Genomic DNA, 14172 nt, shown 5'->3' with positions numbered 1-14172 from the left:
CAGGGCTTAAAGAGTAAATTAAAGAAGGGCTACAATTCGGTGTTGCCGATTGTAGTCCTATTTTTTTCAGGATTACTTTGTCCCTAGGAATTAAACCGCTTCACTAATTTGTCTTTATGTGCAGTAAAAGCCTCTTCTAAAGTGATGCCATATAAGTCGGCTAACAATGCGATATTTCCGAGAACATCCCCGATTTCCTCAATCAAGTCGTTTTTCAGTTGCTCTGGAGTGCGAGTCGATTCATCCGGTCGATCTCTGCCGATTTCATAGGAGCGTACAGCTCGTGCTACTTCACCTGTCTCTTCCATTAAGAATCCCACTCTTATAAAAGGACCATAAGTAGTCCAGCCTCGTTCTCCATAAAAATGATTAATCCATTTCTGCACATCATTAATTTCCATATTATGTAGCACTCCTTAATCTTTCACATGATTTATACTCCAACATATAGTATATTAGATAGCGGACATTATCAATATATAGTTTGGAGATGGAATTTTGAAATCAATATGTGTTTTCGCAGGATCGAATTTAGGGGGACATGAGGATTATAAAGCTAAAGCTGTTGAACTTGGTAACTACATGGCTATGAATAATTATCGTTTAATTTACGGTGGCTCAAAAATCGGATTAATGGGTGAAGTCGCTAATGCTGTTTTGAATGGTGGAGGCGAGGTAATCGGAGTAATGCCTAGAGGATTATTTAATGGGGAAATGGTACATAGAGAATTAACGGAGTTGATAGAAGTAGAAGATATGCATGGCCGTAAAGCAAAAATGGGAGAATTGGCAGATGGCTTCATTGCTTTACCTGGAGGGTTTGGAACGTATGAGGAGCTTTTTGAGGTTTTGTGCTGGTCACAAATTGGCATACACAAGAAGCCGGTAGGGGTTCTAAATATCAGGAATTATTTTGATCCTCTGCTGAATCTGATTCATAACAGTATCCAAGAAGGCTTCTCTAATTCTTCGCATCTCAGTCTGCTAAACGTATCCAACGAGCCGTTGGAACTCTTAACTCTATTGAAGGAGTATGTTCCGCAAACGCTAGAGCAAAAGTGGAAACAGCTCAACTAGAAGAAGGAGAACTTACATGAATTCAGAATTTGCATTTACTGATTTCCCTGTGTTACAAACTGAACGATGCACACTACGTAAAGCAACAGAAAATGATCGCTATGATATATTTGAACTTTATTCCCAAGAAGCCGTTGTAAAATATATGCCATTTACACCCTTCATTTCGGTCGAGGATGCGATAGATGAAATGAAATGGTATGACAAAATTTTTAAGGAACAATCCGGTTTACGGTGGATGATTGAAGATCGTGAGACTCAAAAAGTGATTGGAACCTGCGGATTTCTGAATTATGAGCAAGATCATCATCGTGTGGAAATTGGGTATGACTTAATGCCTGCTTTTTGGGGAAAGGGGATTATGACAGAGGTAGTGAACCGTGTTATGCAGTTTGGCTTTTTGAACATGAGACTAAATAAAATTGAAGCGAGAGTGGAACCGAAAAATGAGGCGTCACTTATATTGATGAATAAGCTCGGCTTCTACAAAGAAGGGGTCTTAAGGCAACATGAGTTCGAAAAAGGTCGGTATGTGGATCTTGCTGTCTTCTCTAAATTGAAAAGTGAATACCGCTGAATTTGAATTTCACTAGTGGATTGGCTATGATAAATATAGAGAAACGCTACAAGAGGAGAAATGAGATAATGACCCCCGAGAATCAAATTGAACAATTTAAGAAGCTTAAGCACGATATCACTCGTTTCATGTTGATTTATAAATTTGCATTGGATGAGATGGAAACAAAGATTGAGATCCTAAAACAGGAGTTTCAGTCTCTGCATGATTACAGCCCAATTGAACATACCAAATCGCGTATTAAGTCACCAGAGAGTATCATGAACAAAATGCTGCGCAAAAATGGTGAATTATCGCTGAATTCAGTGAAAAATTGTATTAAAGACATCGCTGGTCTGCGGATCACCTGTTCTTTTATCTCTGATATCTATCATGTTAGTGAGATGCTTCAGAAGCAGGATGATCTAACGGTTCTTGAGGTGAAGGATTATATTAAGAATCCTAAACCTAACGGATATCAGAGTCTTCATTTGCTGATTCAAGTCCCTGTTTTTATGTCCGATCGCCAGGAGCTTGTCTGTGTAGAAGTTCAAATTCGTACCATTGCTATGGATTTCTGGGCAAGCCTCGAACATAAAATCTTTTATAAATATAATAAATCAGTACCTGAGAGCATGACTCGTGAGCTGAAAAATGCGGCGGATGCCGCCCATGCTCTTGATCTGCAAATGGAGCGTCTGCACCGAGATATAAAAGAAATTAAAGACGATGATGAAGATGATCTTAGCTCTTTCGAGGAGGAGCTTCGCCGTATAGTGGTTCATAATAAGCAGTTCACACTTCCAGCTAACTTTATTAAACTGCTTGACGATAAATAAGCTGTTTTGTCCGCCTAGAGTTATCCGTTTCGTTTCGGGTGACTCTAGGTTTTTTCTTGTATACATCATTGCCATAGATAATTAGAATAGAGTATTCTCAACTAGAAGAGAAAGGTCACTTCAGCTTCATCATTTTTACATAAAAGGAGAATGAAGATGAGCGAGCGTACACTTCGCGCCATTACTGTGAATCAAATCGGATATCCGCTGGATGGAGAAAAAATCGCAGTATTTACAGGTGCTGAGCATGATTTTCAGGTAGTTGATGTTGATAGCGGGACTATTGTGTTCAAAGGTAGTTCAGATGCTGGAAGATTTGATAAAGCCAGTGGAGTAACTTTGCACACAGGTGATTTCTCGGAGGTCAAGGCTGAGGGAAGATATCGGATTGAGCAGGGCGAGGGTGTAGCTTCGGCATCCTTTACAATCTCAGATCAGCCTTATCATGAGCTTCAACAGGGCTTGCTGAAAGCTTTCTATTATTATCGCTGTGGCGTTGAATTGACTGAAGAATATGCTGAAGATTGGAAGCACAAGGCGTGTCATACCGCAAAAGGGATTGTATATGGGCAACCGGATCTTCAACTAGACTGTTCGGGTGGCTGGCATGATGCAGGTGATTATGGAAAATATAGCGGTCCCGGAGCGAAAGCTATCGCGGAGATGCTGCTTGCATATGAATTATATCCCTCGGCTTTTGTAAGCGCTATCCCATTGCCTGAAAGTGATGGATCTACGCCAGATGTGCTGCTGGAATGCAAGGTGGAGCTCGATTGGTTGTTTAAAATGCAAGACTCCGCAACAGGTGGTGTATACCATAAACTGACTACGCTAAGCTTTCCTGGACTGGATGTTATGCCTGAGGACGATACAGCGGATCTGTACTTCTCACCAATATCTGCTACTGCTACTGGAGATTTTGCTGGGGTTATGGCTATGGCTGCAAGAGTGTACGAGTCTTTTGATGCTGCTTATGCGCGGAAATGTCTGGATGCTGCAGGGGCAGCATGGGAATGGCTTGTTCAGCATCCAGATGTACCCGGTTTTACGAATCCGCCTGAGATTAGCACTGGAGAATACGGGGATGGAGTCGATAAGGACGAGCGGTATTGGGCAGCGGCGGAGCTGTATCGTACGACAGGGAAAGAGGAGTATCATCAAGCTGTTCTCCAGCTAGTGCAGCTGGCTTTTCCAAAATACAGTTTAGGCTGGGGTGATATGGGGGGCTATGGCACTATTGCTTATCTGTTAAATGGTGAGGAGCAAGCAGACCGTGCTTTATATGTCTCGTTAAAAGAAGGGCTTGTTGCTGAAGCGCAACGATTAGTGGAACAGAGTCGTGAGGAGGGCTATAGGATCTCTTTAAAAGAGGAGGACTATATCTGGGGCAGTAATATGCTTGTAATGAACAATGCAATGCTGCTGCTGGCGGCTGAATATTTTAGTGGAGACTCCGGTTTTGCGGACTGTGCCTTAGATCATCTACATTATCTGATGGGGCGTAACGTATTGGATATCAGCTATGTTACCGGATTTGGGGATCATGCCGTGATGAATCCGCATCATCGCCCTTCTGTAGGTGACCAAGTGGCTGATCCGGTGCCAGGATTGGTGTCAGGGGGGCCAGATCGTGGGCTGCATGATGAATATGTAGTTGAGCATTTACAGGGAAAACCAGCTGCGCAGTGCTTTGTCGATCATGAGCTTAGCTATTCTACGAATGAAGTGACGATCTATTGGAATTCACCTGCGGTGTTTGTTGTGGCCCGGTTTAATCAATAAAAAGCAATAGTTCGAATAGGGAAAGGCGTCCTGGTTCTGGATGTCTTTCTCTTTTTTATAGTTGAAATGCGATATTCACGCGGGATCTAAGGCTCAAGCAAATGATTGAGCAAGGTTAAGCCTATTTCTCACAAGCGATTCCGTCTTTGTCACGGTCGCTTTTTTTATTGGCATTATAGAGTTCTTTCGATACATAGGGTTTATTTTTCGTTTTGCCGCCTTTGTTCTTGGTTGAGCTGGAAATAGCAACTCCACCTTTGTAATCTTTGTTTAGCTCCGAGCAGTTTTTGTAGGTTTTGACCTTGGATTCTGCGCTTGCTGTATTTAAGGTACCGACGGATAGAGTGAGTAGCAGGCCTGATGCTAGACAAATGTTTAAGATTTTTTTCATGAGAACATCTCCTATAAAAATCTAATGGAATTGATGATTGCGTAGTATCGTATGTATTTTATATTACCAGTTTAATTCATTGAGGTATACATTATTGGTGGATTTGGAAACAGTGTACATATTTATGAGTGAAGTGGGGGAATAATTAGATTCAATTCACATGTAGTGAACAGGCTACGAATGAGGTGATTCTAATTAGCAAAAAGAAAATGGCGACTGCTCTAATTGCAGGGTTGTTGCTTCTGCCGGGAATGGCCTTGGGTGCATCAGCCCCCGTTACTATGACTCGCGTTAATGGAGAACTGCTATCGGCTATGCCCAAGCCAGCTCCGGAGTCCAAGCGCATTATATTACCTTCTGCAATTCAAGCATCAGAGCTATACGGGTTCGGATTACAGCATCGGAATGCCTCGATTCAATATTCGATCTTCTCCAAAGAATTCAAAAAGATTATGTATCCGCGGTTTGTTGAACTAAACTGGGTAACGGGTGTCTCCAGCCCCTGGATCACGAACTACGAGGTCACTAAAGAAACGATAATTAACAAGAACTCAGAGGTCATAGAAATGCGTTTGGATACTGCGACTTCAAGTGGACCAGCACCTTCTATATTTTTGACAATCTCACTTGTGCAAGAGAAGAATAGCTGGGTGATTACCGGAGTGACATCGGACCCTGAGCTGCCGCGTGGCGGATTGCCTAGGAAGTAGGTATGTTATGGATAAAAAGAGCAAGCGTATTAGGGGATTCCCATACGCTTGCTCTTTTTTTGATTCGAAAGCACAATCGTTCAGTCCACGCGGTCTGTTTCTCCACAAATCATCAGTGACAATGTTCAGCCCAGAGTGGCAATGCCAGCTCGAGTCACAAATCATCAGCCTACGTTGGTGATTAATTAAGAGACCTCGCGTCAGACATCGTTACGGACCGTATTGCAGCTATTTTGGCATTATGATCGTTCTGGCGAGAGTTTCGGACTGTATGGCTCTTATTCCCCTGAAATCACGCATTATAGGAGTACTTTTGGGTGAATAGCTGCATCTGAGTCCGATAGCATGGCTAAATCGCCGAAATTGTGAAAATAAGAGCTCCTCGGTCCGATCACCACCAAGCTCCAGTGGATTTGGAGTCGCAATGTTCAGCCCAGAGTGACAATACCTGCTCAGCGTCACAAATCATCAGCCTACGTTGGTGATTAATTAAGAAACCTCGCTTCACACATCGATACGGACCGTATTGCAGCTATTTTGGCATTATGATCGTTCTGGCGAGAGTTTCGGACTGTATGGCTCTTATTCCCCTGAAATCACGCATTATAGGAGTACTTTTGGGTGAATAGCTGCATCTGAGTCCGATAGCATGGCTAAATCGCCGAAATTGTGAAAATAAGAGCTCCTCGGTCCGATCCCCGCCAAGCTCTAGTGGATTTGGAGTCGCAATGTTCAGCCCAGAGTGGCAATGCCAGCTCGAGTCACAAATCATCAGCCTACGTTGGTGATTAATTAAGAAACCTCGCGTCAGACATCGTTACGGACCGTATTGCAGCTATTTTGGCATTATGATCGTTCTGGCGAGAGTTTCGGACTGTATGGCTCTTATTCCCCTGAAATCACGCATTATAGGAGTACTTTTGGGTGAATAGCTGCATCTGAGTCCGATAGCATGGCTAAATCGCCGAAATTGTGAAAATAAGAGCTCCTCGGTCCGATCCCCGCTAAGCTCTAGTGTATTTAGAGTCGCAATGTTCAGCCCAGAGTGGAAGGCCAACTCAGCATCACAAAGCCCAGCTTGCATTATAGAGTATAGCATACGTCACCAGCCCAGCTCATATCATACAGCGCAACTGACGTCGCATAGCCCAGCTCGCATTACACAGCGCAACTGACGTCGCATATCCCAGCTTGCATTATAGAGTGTAGCATACGTCACCAGCCCAGCTCATATCATACAGCGCAACTGACGTCACATAGCCCAGCTCGCATTACACAGCCCAACTCACATCGCATAGCTCAGCTCACATCACAAAGCGCAGCTCGAGCCACCAGCCCAACTCACATCGCATAGCTCAGCTCATATCAAACAGCCCAGCTCACGTCACCAGCCCAGCTCGCGAACCCCAGCTCAAGCCACAACAGCTACTAGACTATCCAGCTGTTAGGCGACTAATCTCTTCCCGCCTTCACCATCAATTCCGCCAGCATTTTGGGTTCGGTTCGAACGGTGGTCATGTGATCTCCTTTGCCCTCGATGAAGCGGAAGACGCCTAAATGACTGGATTGTGTAGGATGGAATCCGTATGGACCTTGCGGTATCGCGGTGTCCTCCGTTAGATAAAGATAACTTTTGGGGATCTGGAGACTGTAGAATTTCTTGAGATCAAGCTTTTCGAAAAGTGGACTTGCTGGCTCAGGAGGAGCTTGTTTATAAAAAGCTTGCGCTTCCGCAAGACTGGCGGCGTTGACGAATGTATCCCGGAAGAGAGGAAAGGGGAGCGTTATGGTGTTATTGCCGGAAGTATCTCTTAGCTGTTCAAAGTACTTAAGCGAATCAGCTGGAAATTGGTCCGCCACACTTTGCCCATCCAGCGGTACGAAGGCATCGAAGAATACCAGACGTTTGATCCGATCCGGTACTTGCTGAGAGACGGTTTGGATCACCGATCCACCAAAGCTATGTCCGAGCAGAATGATATCCTTTAAGTCTTTTTGCTTGATAAAGTCGACAACAGACTGTGTAATTTGCGCATGCGTTACATTATTGTTTTTGTCCCCGCCATGACCGGCATATTCCGGAGTATAGACGGTGTGTCCTAAGCTGCGAAGTGCGGCGGCCGTTTGATCCCAAAAACAAGCAGTAGCCCAAGACCCATGAACTAGAACAAATGTAAGAGGCGCCTGTTTCGATGATGTTTTGTTATTGGCGGCCTCAACCGTGGAGCTGAGATTCATAGGCTGGAAACCCATAATTGTAAAGAGAGTGATACATAACGCTAACACTATTTTTGTGTGAATGGATTTCATACTATGCCTCCTATGTGGGGTGAGAGTGTAATACTTAGAGGATGCCCCGTTTAGAAAAGAAAGATGAATTTTTATCAGGAGTAGTGAATCTCCGCACCTAGGCATAGGCAAACGCATATCTTGTGTTTAGGGAAAGCAAAAATTTATAGCAACAGAAAGGCAGGAAAAAAAGTGACTTCATACATGGACTATACGTCCCCCAATACAGAGTTTACTTTTGATGTGAACACCAATACACTTTTTAAAAAAGATGCCAACAACTTCATTAACTTGCTGTCGATTAAACAATTGAACACGCTTGAGAACATATCGCTGCTGGATATTTTTCTTAGCAAATCAAATGTTGTGGAACCTCATTATCATCAAAATGCTGCAGAGCTTGTATATTGTATCTGCGGTTCAGCGGTAGTGTCTTTAATCAATCCGTTCACAAATGAACTTCTGCATTTTCCGATTTGTCCGGGTCAAGTGGCAAACGTGCCGCAAGGCTGGTGGCATTATGAGGTAGCTACTGTGGATAATACACATCTGCTCGCGATTTTTGACGCACCTATTCCTGAGGTCATTTTAGGTTCGGATATTCTTAGCAAAACCCCAGCAAATGTATTAGCCCATACTTACTGCTTAAATGAAGCTAAGGTAAAAGAAGCTCTTGCTCCAATCAAGCCGGGAACCTTCATCGGCCCTCCTGCTGACTGCTGCGAAGAAGATAAAGTAATGGGCAGCAGCAATATGGCTCCTAATATGGCCCCTAACATGGCCCCAAATATGCAAGCCAATGTTAAACCAAATATGCATCCTAATATGCAGCCAAATATGAATCCATACGCTCATATGCAGGCACAACCCATCCCGATATCTTCACAAATGCCTCCAGCTACACAAGCCTTTAATTATCAGCCTTACCCGATGCAAGGGTACTATACGCAGGGTTATGATCAGCATTATCGCCAACAACCCTATGTACAGCAGCAGCCGCATTACCAGTATCCAAATAACCAAGAGTAAACTAAAAAAACCTCCCGGAACTCTAGATTCCGGGAGGTTTCGTTGTTAAACCTAGGATAAACGGACAAGTACTCTTCCTCTAAGGTTTCCTTGTAGAATATCTTCCAATGCTTGCGGTAGCTCGTTTAACGTGACTTCACGATCCACGAGGTTCTCCAGCTGACTTGGCTTCAGATCGCTCGCCATCCGTTTCCAAGCCTTCTGGCGAAGGTCTGCAGGACATTCAACGGAATCTATGCCGAGAAGGTTAACACCCCGAAGAATAAACGGAAGTACTGTAGTTGGAACTGAAGTGCCTCCGGTTAAGCCACTTGCAGCTACAGAACCTCTGTAGGTGATTTTACTCAAAACTGCGGCAAGGGTGTCACCACCCACCGAATCTACTGCGCCTTGCCATAATTGTTTGTCCAAGGGTTTGCTGGCGCCGCCAATGACCTCTTCACGTGAGATCACGTCCTCGGCTCCTATACCTCTAAGGTAATCGGTAGCTTTGGCGTTACCTGTGCTTGCCACTACGCTATACCCTTTTGCGCCAAGCATGGCAATAGCAGATCCACCTACACCGCCGGTAGCGCCTGTTACAAGTACTTTGCCTTTGTCCGGGGAAACGTCATGATCTTCCAGGGCTAGTATGGACAAGGCAGCTGTCAGTCCTGCAGTACCGTAGATCATAGCTTCTTTAAGCGTCAGGCCTTCGGGAAGGGGAGTGATCCAACCTGCGGGAATCCGAGCGTATTCGCTAAAGCCGCCAAAGTGTGATACGCCAACACCATATCCTGTCGCAATGACTTGCTGCCCTTTATGAAACCGCTCATCTGTGGAAGATACCACAACACCGGATAAATCTATCCCTGGAATAAAGGGATATGTTCTTAGAATTTTACCGTTTGGAATACTGGCTAAACCGTCTTTATAGTTTACACTGGAGTAAGCAACCTTAATTACAACCTCTCCAGCTGGCAGATCCTCTAGGGTAACCGGCTTAACAGCTACGGAGAAGGATGATTCTGTTTTGTCGACAACTAACGCCTGAAATGATTCTGTCATAAGTGTGAGCTCCTTCAACTACGTTATAGGTAAGACATGTATATAATATTTATTCTGCCCGGTCAATTTGTGATTGTCTATGATATAGCGCAATTGTTTATTAAGGTTCCGTTAAATCTTGTGATAGAGGGTGAAGCTTATGAAATGGAAAAATTTAATGGGTACAGTCTTAGCGGGTATCACATTAGTCTCACTTGGCTTTAATGGATATTCTTTTTATAATAAGCCACCAAAAGAGACTAACCAAACTACCAAGGAGCTTGTTCAAACTATAGGCGAGATTTCAATCCAATCTAACTCTGAGAGTGGAGTGCAGGGTGAAAGCGTGGAGGAACTGAAAAAAATTATTTATAACTTACCTCAAGTGGAGAAAAAATTAGCTTTTATAAAGGGAGTAATCACAGAAGGGAATACGGTTTATCTGGATCTGGATGAGGTGGAATGGTTCGGTGGAGAGGCGGCAGAAATTGCGGCTAAAGAAGATGGTATACAAGAACCCGAATCATTGCCTAATGGATTCTATATCCGAAATGCAAGCGATGAAATCGAACGACTTAAGCTTGAGACTGATGTAACTATAGCTGAACTAAATGGGGCGAGACCTCAGCAAGTTGACTATACGAATTTTATTAGCGAAGAGCTTGTGGATAGATTATTCCATCTGACATTTGTAGAAGGTAAGGCTGTTTTGCTAGAAGAGCAGTACAGACCTTAGTGAGGAGAGCAACTGAAAGTGCCAGCGGAGAAAAGAATCGGCGGGATGCTCTACAGCATGCAGAGAAGGTAATGAAGAGTATAAGAGCTTACGGTTTGTTTATGCTTACATACACTTAAGATTATGATGAAATTTATTTTCACGGGAAAAATGGCTCTGTGTCCGTAGCTGCCATACCTGATGTATTTGGACCGGGTGCGGATGGGAATACTGTATGAAGAAAAATTTTTCGTTGATCTAGTTAATAGGCGGAAGATATGTTTAAATGGGAAAGTATAGTATTTTTTAAATAATAGGATTGAAGAAAGAGAGGCTAATTCATGTCGATTGCGACTACAATGATTATCAGGCTCGAAATTCGGAAATCGGTTGCATCTTTTGGCGATGTTGCTTCAGGAATTGCCGCAGCTGGCGGAGATATTGTTGCTATTGACGTGATACGTGCAGGGAAGGATGTCACTACCCGAGATATAACAGTGAATGTGCAAGACGCAGCTAATGGAGAAATTATCTCAATATTATCGAAGATGCCGGGAATTAAAATAATCAACGTGTCGGATCGGACGTTTCTGGCTCATCTTGGCGGAAAAATCGAAATCACACCTAAAATGCCGATTAAAAATCGGGAGGATTTATCCTTAGTGTATACGCCGGGGGTAGCCCGAGTGTGTACGGCGATTGCCGAAGATCCCAGAAAAGCTTATTCTCTGACGATGAAAAGAAATACAGTTGCAGTCGTTTCGGACGGCACTGCTGTGCTTGGACTAGGGGATATCGGCCCGGAAGCAGCGATGCCTGTCATGGAAGGTAAGGCGATGCTGTTTAAGCAATTGGCGAACATTGATGCTTTTCCGCTATGCTTAAATACCAAAGATCCGGAAGAAATTATCAATATCGTAAAAGCAGTTTCTCCTGGCTTTGGAGGGATAAACTTAGAGGATATAAGTTCACCACGCTGCTTTGAAATCGAACGCCGGCTTGCGGAAGAGCTGGACATTCCGGTATTCCATGATGATCAGCACGGAACTTCCGTGGTGGCTTTTGCAGGACTTTTGAATGCGCTTAAAGTTGTTAATAAATCTATTGAAAATGCGCGGATTGTTGTTGTGGGTATAGGGGCGGCTGGGGTGTCCATATGTAATCTGCTGCTGGCAGCGGGCGCGCGTTATATTTATGCGGTTGATCGTGAAGGCGTTCTCAGAAAAGATCTCCAGTATGATAATCCGGAATGGCAGAAGCTTGCTGCCGCAACCAATCCTGAGGGAATTGAGGGTGGAATAACGGAGGTTATACAAGGGGCAGATGTCTTTATTGGGGTGTCCCGTGGGGGGATTCTGACCGTGGAGCATCTTAAAAGCATGGCCAGTGATAACATCGTTTTTGCGATGGCTAATCCTACACCGGAGATTGAACCGGATTTGGCAGAACCTTTTGTTCGCGTTCTAGCGACAGGCAGAAGTGATTATCCGAACCAGATCAATAATGTGTTATGTTTTCCGGGTATTTTCCGTGGCGCACTTGATTGCCGGGCTAGAACTGTGAATCTGGAAATGAAGCTGGCTGCGGCAAAAGCCATTGCATCGGTCGTTCATCCGGATGAACTCAATGAGCAATATATCATCCCAAGTATTTTTAACGAAAAAGTAGTTGAACAGGTCCGCCTGGCAGTAATCCAAGCGGCTATATCCACGGATGCAGCACGCCGGATTCCTAAAGACGTAGCAGCTATAACGGAATAAGAGCTATACGATAAATGGACTGCTTTGCTTACTTAGAGAGCAGTCTATTTGTTTTTATATTTGGAGGGAAATTGCCCGAATTGCAACTTTAAATCCACTTAAAGGTGAGGGAATGTATGAGAAAAATTCATATTATGGGAGCCTCAGGCGTAGGAACGAGTACATTAGGTTACGAATTAGCTAAAGTGTTGCCACATGTCCAGTTAGACAGTGACGACTATTTTTGGGAGCATAAATTCACTAAGCAACGTGAGGTCAATGAGCGATTAGCAAGACTTACAAGAGATTTGACTCATAAGGAACCTTGGATTCTGAGCGGTGCGGTATGTGGCTGGGGAGACGGCCTTCGACCATTATTCGATTTGGTTATTTTTCTAGGACTTCCACCGGAAATTCGTTTAGATAGATTAAGAGCCAGAGAGTACGAGAGATATGGTGATCATATTTTGCCTGGAGGAAGTAAATATGAAGCGTATCAGACCTTTATGGAGTGGGCGGCATTATATGATGTTGCTGGAGTTGAAGTCAGGAGCAAAGTGCTGCATGAGGAATGGATGTCCGCACTGGAATGTCCTATTTTACGAATAGAGGAAGATTTATCGGTTGGAGAGCGTGTTGAGATCGTGCTCAGATATTTACAAATGGCATAGGAGGAACTTTTGGTCGGCGGAATATATTCAACAGGCTACAGAAGAATTCAGCAATAATGTTGAGGGAGTCAAAGGTGAGTTAAAGTCCGTACATTCTGGGATTGGTGCGTAGAGTGGGATGGACAGAAGGATGAATTCGAGTTGATAGTTCGTAAATAATGGGGCTATGAAGAAGATTAAGCTGCATCCATTTTATGTGGCTAGTGCTGGGGCGGATGGCTTGGTATTATGGGCATTCTTCTTTTATGAAGATGTTGGCACAGCAGTTGGTCCAAAGAGGTTATAATTGAAAGTGTATATCTCATCCACGGAATGGTGGACTGTATGTGTATGAGCAGGGCTGTTAATTTAAAAGAAAGCAGGATGAACAATCATGGTTGATATTAAAGAAATAGAAATGGAATCTCTTCCTGAACTGGGGAATTTATATCAAGAGCTGATGAATAAACCGTCTGACCTTAATAAGCTTGAAAAAGTGTTTAAAGTGGTTAAGGCGGATAACCGCTACATTCTATTGGGTGCTTTTGTAGAGGGGGAGTTACTAGGGTCTTTGATGGGCATCGTGTGTCAGGACTTAGTGGGGGACTGCAAACCGTTTATGGTGATTGAGAATGTGGTCGTTTCAGCGCGGGCACGCCGTCAAGGCGTCGGCAAAAAACTTATGAACGCCATTGAACAAGCGGCCCGGGAAAGAGACTGCTATTATATTATTTTAGTCTCCGGTGAGCAGCGGAAGGAAGCGCATGTGTTCTATGAATCGTTAGGTTATAGAGATGAAAAGGTAGAAGGATACCGAAAACATTTAAGTTCCCATTAAAAAGTACAACAACTTTCTAGGAGGTTTTTATTTGCAGACATTTTTTCAATATAACTGGATGGTCCGCGAACAATGGTATGAGTGGTGTGCAAATATTTCTGAGGAGGAGCTGCTTGCAATACGTATAGGTGGTGTAGGCAGTATACTCAAGACGCTTTTTCACATTGTGGATGTGGAGTGGAGCTGGATTCAAGTATTGCAAGGAAAATCGGATTTCCAAGAGGATTTTGAGCAGTACAAGACTTTGCAGCAAGTACGAGAATTGGATGCAAAATTCCATACAGAGGTGGAACCCTTTGTAACGGCTTGGCATGAGGGGCTGGAGCAGAGGATTTTTGAGGATCACCTTCCGGATGGCAGGATCGTGACCGATGCCTGGGGTGAGGTAATGCGCCATGTGATTGCTCATGAGATTCATCATGTCGGGCAATTATCGGTCTGGGCCAGAGAGATCGGAAAACCGCCGGTTTCAGCTAATCTGATTGGCAAAGGGCTGATAAACAGCCTGCCTGGCAAAGCTTAGACAAGCTA

15 protein-coding genes are annotated in these 14172 nt (G+C 43.9%); 11 read left to right on the top strand and 4 right to left on the bottom strand.

The features are described from left to right. Positions 1-83: 83 nt before the first annotated feature. Positions 84-401: a MazG-like family protein gene (locus MKY63_RS29820; RefSeq protein WP_036689803.1), complete on the bottom strand. Its 318-nt coding sequence runs from the start codon at positions 399-401 to the stop codon at positions 84-86. Positions 402-498: 97 nt separating this feature from the next. Between MKY63_RS29820 and MKY63_RS29815 the strand changes: the two genes are divergently transcribed. The 4 genes from MKY63_RS29815 to MKY63_RS29800 all read left to right on the top strand — a co-directional run bounded on the left by MKY63_RS29815 (position 499) and on the right by MKY63_RS29800 (position 4254). Beyond that, complete coding sequence (locus MKY63_RS29815) at positions 499-1077, top strand: TIGR00730 family Rossman fold protein (RefSeq protein WP_036689805.1); 579 nt, start codon at positions 499-501, stop codon at positions 1075-1077. A 16-nt stretch (positions 1078-1093) separates the two neighbouring features. Then, complete coding sequence (locus tag MKY63_RS29810; protein WP_339810845.1) at positions 1094-1654, top strand: GNAT family protein; 561 nt, start codon at positions 1094-1096, stop codon at positions 1652-1654. A 68-nt stretch (positions 1655-1722) separates the two neighbouring features. Beyond that, positions 1723-2472: a GTP pyrophosphokinase family protein gene (locus MKY63_RS29805; protein ID WP_036689808.1), complete on the top strand. Its 750-nt coding sequence runs from the start codon at positions 1723-1725 to the stop codon at positions 2470-2472. Positions 2473-2628: 156 nt separating this feature from the next. Continuing rightward, on the top strand, positions 2629-4254 hold the full coding sequence (locus MKY63_RS29800; protein ID WP_076214434.1) for a glycoside hydrolase family 9 protein: 1626 nt from the start codon (positions 2629-2631) through the stop codon (positions 4252-4254). Between the two features lie 121 nt (positions 4255-4375). Here the strand turns inward: MKY63_RS29800 and MKY63_RS29795 are convergent, their stop codons facing one another. After that, positions 4376-4645 carry an excalibur calcium-binding domain-containing protein gene (locus tag MKY63_RS29795; protein WP_038570042.1) on the bottom strand — a complete coding sequence of 90 codons (270 nt, stop codon included), beginning with the start codon at positions 4643-4645 and terminating at the stop codon, positions 4376-4378. Positions 4646-4830: 185 nt separating this feature from the next. On the opposite strand from MKY63_RS29795, the gene MKY63_RS29790 reads away from it, so the two are divergent. Next, positions 4831-5355, top strand: coding sequence for a hypothetical protein (locus MKY63_RS29790; RefSeq protein WP_143763155.1), 525 nt, complete (start codon positions 4831-4833; stop codon positions 5353-5355). 1452 nt (positions 5356-6807) lie between these two features. Here MKY63_RS29790 and MKY63_RS29785 read toward each other — a convergent pair. Further along, positions 6808-7665: an alpha/beta hydrolase gene (locus MKY63_RS29785; RefSeq protein ID WP_081388122.1), complete on the bottom strand. Its 858-nt coding sequence runs from the start codon at positions 7663-7665 to the stop codon at positions 6808-6810. A 171-nt stretch (positions 7666-7836) separates the two neighbouring features. On the opposite strand from MKY63_RS29785, the gene MKY63_RS29780 reads away from it, so the two are divergent. Beyond that, a complete protein-coding gene (locus tag MKY63_RS29780; protein ID WP_256715527.1) occupies positions 7837-8673 on the top strand; it encodes a cupin domain-containing protein in 837 nt (278 codons plus the stop codon). Positions 8674-8724: 51 nt separating this feature from the next. On the opposite strand, the gene MKY63_RS29775 is transcribed toward MKY63_RS29780, so the two are convergent. After that, positions 8725-9720: an acryloyl-CoA reductase gene (locus MKY63_RS29775; protein WP_036683447.1), complete on the bottom strand. Its 996-nt coding sequence runs from the start codon at positions 9718-9720 to the stop codon at positions 8725-8727. A 139-nt stretch (positions 9721-9859) separates the two neighbouring features. Between MKY63_RS29775 and MKY63_RS29770 the strand changes: the two genes are divergently transcribed. The 5 genes from MKY63_RS29770 (at position 9860) to MKY63_RS29750 (ending at position 14164) form a co-directional block, all read left to right on the top strand. After that, positions 9860-10435: a hypothetical protein gene (locus MKY63_RS29770; protein WP_076100739.1), complete on the top strand. Its 576-nt coding sequence runs from the start codon at positions 9860-9862 to the stop codon at positions 10433-10435. 320 nt (positions 10436-10755) lie between these two features. Continuing rightward, the gene (locus MKY63_RS29765; RefSeq protein ID WP_076214431.1) at positions 10756-12174 is read left to right on the top strand and encodes an NAD-dependent malic enzyme; all 1419 of its coding nucleotides are present in this window, start codon (positions 10756-10758) and stop codon (positions 12172-12174) included. A 116-nt stretch (positions 12175-12290) separates the two neighbouring features. Then, complete coding sequence (locus MKY63_RS29760) at positions 12291-12824, top strand: AAA family ATPase (protein ID WP_076214427.1); 534 nt, start codon at positions 12291-12293, stop codon at positions 12822-12824. Between the two features lie 373 nt (positions 12825-13197). Next, entirely contained in the window at positions 13198-13641 is a 444-nt protein-coding gene (locus MKY63_RS29755) for a GNAT family N-acetyltransferase (protein WP_076214422.1), read from the top strand. 31 nt (positions 13642-13672) lie between these two features. After that, positions 13673-14164 carry a DinB family protein gene (locus MKY63_RS29750; protein ID WP_076214419.1) on the top strand — a complete coding sequence of 164 codons (492 nt, stop codon included), beginning with the start codon at positions 13673-13675 and terminating at the stop codon, positions 14162-14164. Positions 14165-14172: the final 8 nt, after the last annotated feature.

Source organism: Paenibacillus sp. FSL R7-0189, assembly GCF_037969925.1.
Lineage (GTDB): Bacteria > Bacillota > Bacilli > Paenibacillales > Paenibacillaceae > Paenibacillus_AQ > Paenibacillus_AQ odorifer.
This window is presented reverse-complemented; position numbering and strand designations above follow the sequence as displayed.

Bases quoted from the DNA above. Each gene is read 5' to 3' on its own strand.
- MKY63_RS29820 (WP_036689803.1), bottom strand. From the start codon at position 401: ATGGAAATTAATGATGTGCAGAAATGGATTAATCATTTTTATGGAGAA.
- MKY63_RS29810 (WP_339810845.1), top strand. From the start codon at position 1,094: ATGAATTCAGAATTTGCATTTACTGATTTCCCTGTGTTACAAACTGAA.
- MKY63_RS29805 (WP_036689808.1), top strand. From the start codon at position 1,723: ATGACCCCCGAGAATCAAATTGAACAATTTAAGAAGCTTAAGCACGAT.
- MKY63_RS29800 (WP_076214434.1), top strand. From the start codon at position 2,629: ATGAGCGAGCGTACACTTCGCGCCATTACTGTGAATCAAATCGGATAT.
- MKY63_RS29795 (WP_038570042.1), bottom strand. From the start codon at position 4,645: ATGAAAAAAATCTTAAACATTTGTCTAGCATCAGGCCTGCTACTCACT.
- MKY63_RS29785 (WP_081388122.1), bottom strand. From the start codon at position 7,665: ATGAAATCCATTCACACAAAAATAGTGTTAGCGTTATGTATCACTCTC.
- MKY63_RS29775 (WP_036683447.1), bottom strand. From the start codon at position 9,720: ATGACAGAATCATTTCAGGCGTTAGTTGTCGACAAAACAGAATCATCC.
- MKY63_RS29770 (WP_076100739.1), top strand. From the start codon at position 9,860: ATGAAATGGAAAAATTTAATGGGTACAGTCTTAGCGGGTATCACATTA.
- MKY63_RS29765 (WP_076214431.1), top strand. From the start codon at position 10,756: ATGTCGATTGCGACTACAATGATTATCAGGCTCGAAATTCGGAAATCG.
- MKY63_RS29760 (WP_076214427.1), top strand. From the start codon at position 12,291: ATGAGAAAAATTCATATTATGGGAGCCTCAGGCGTAGGAACGAGTACA.
- MKY63_RS29755 (WP_076214422.1), top strand. From the start codon at position 13,198: ATGGTTGATATTAAAGAAATAGAAATGGAATCTCTTCCTGAACTGGGG.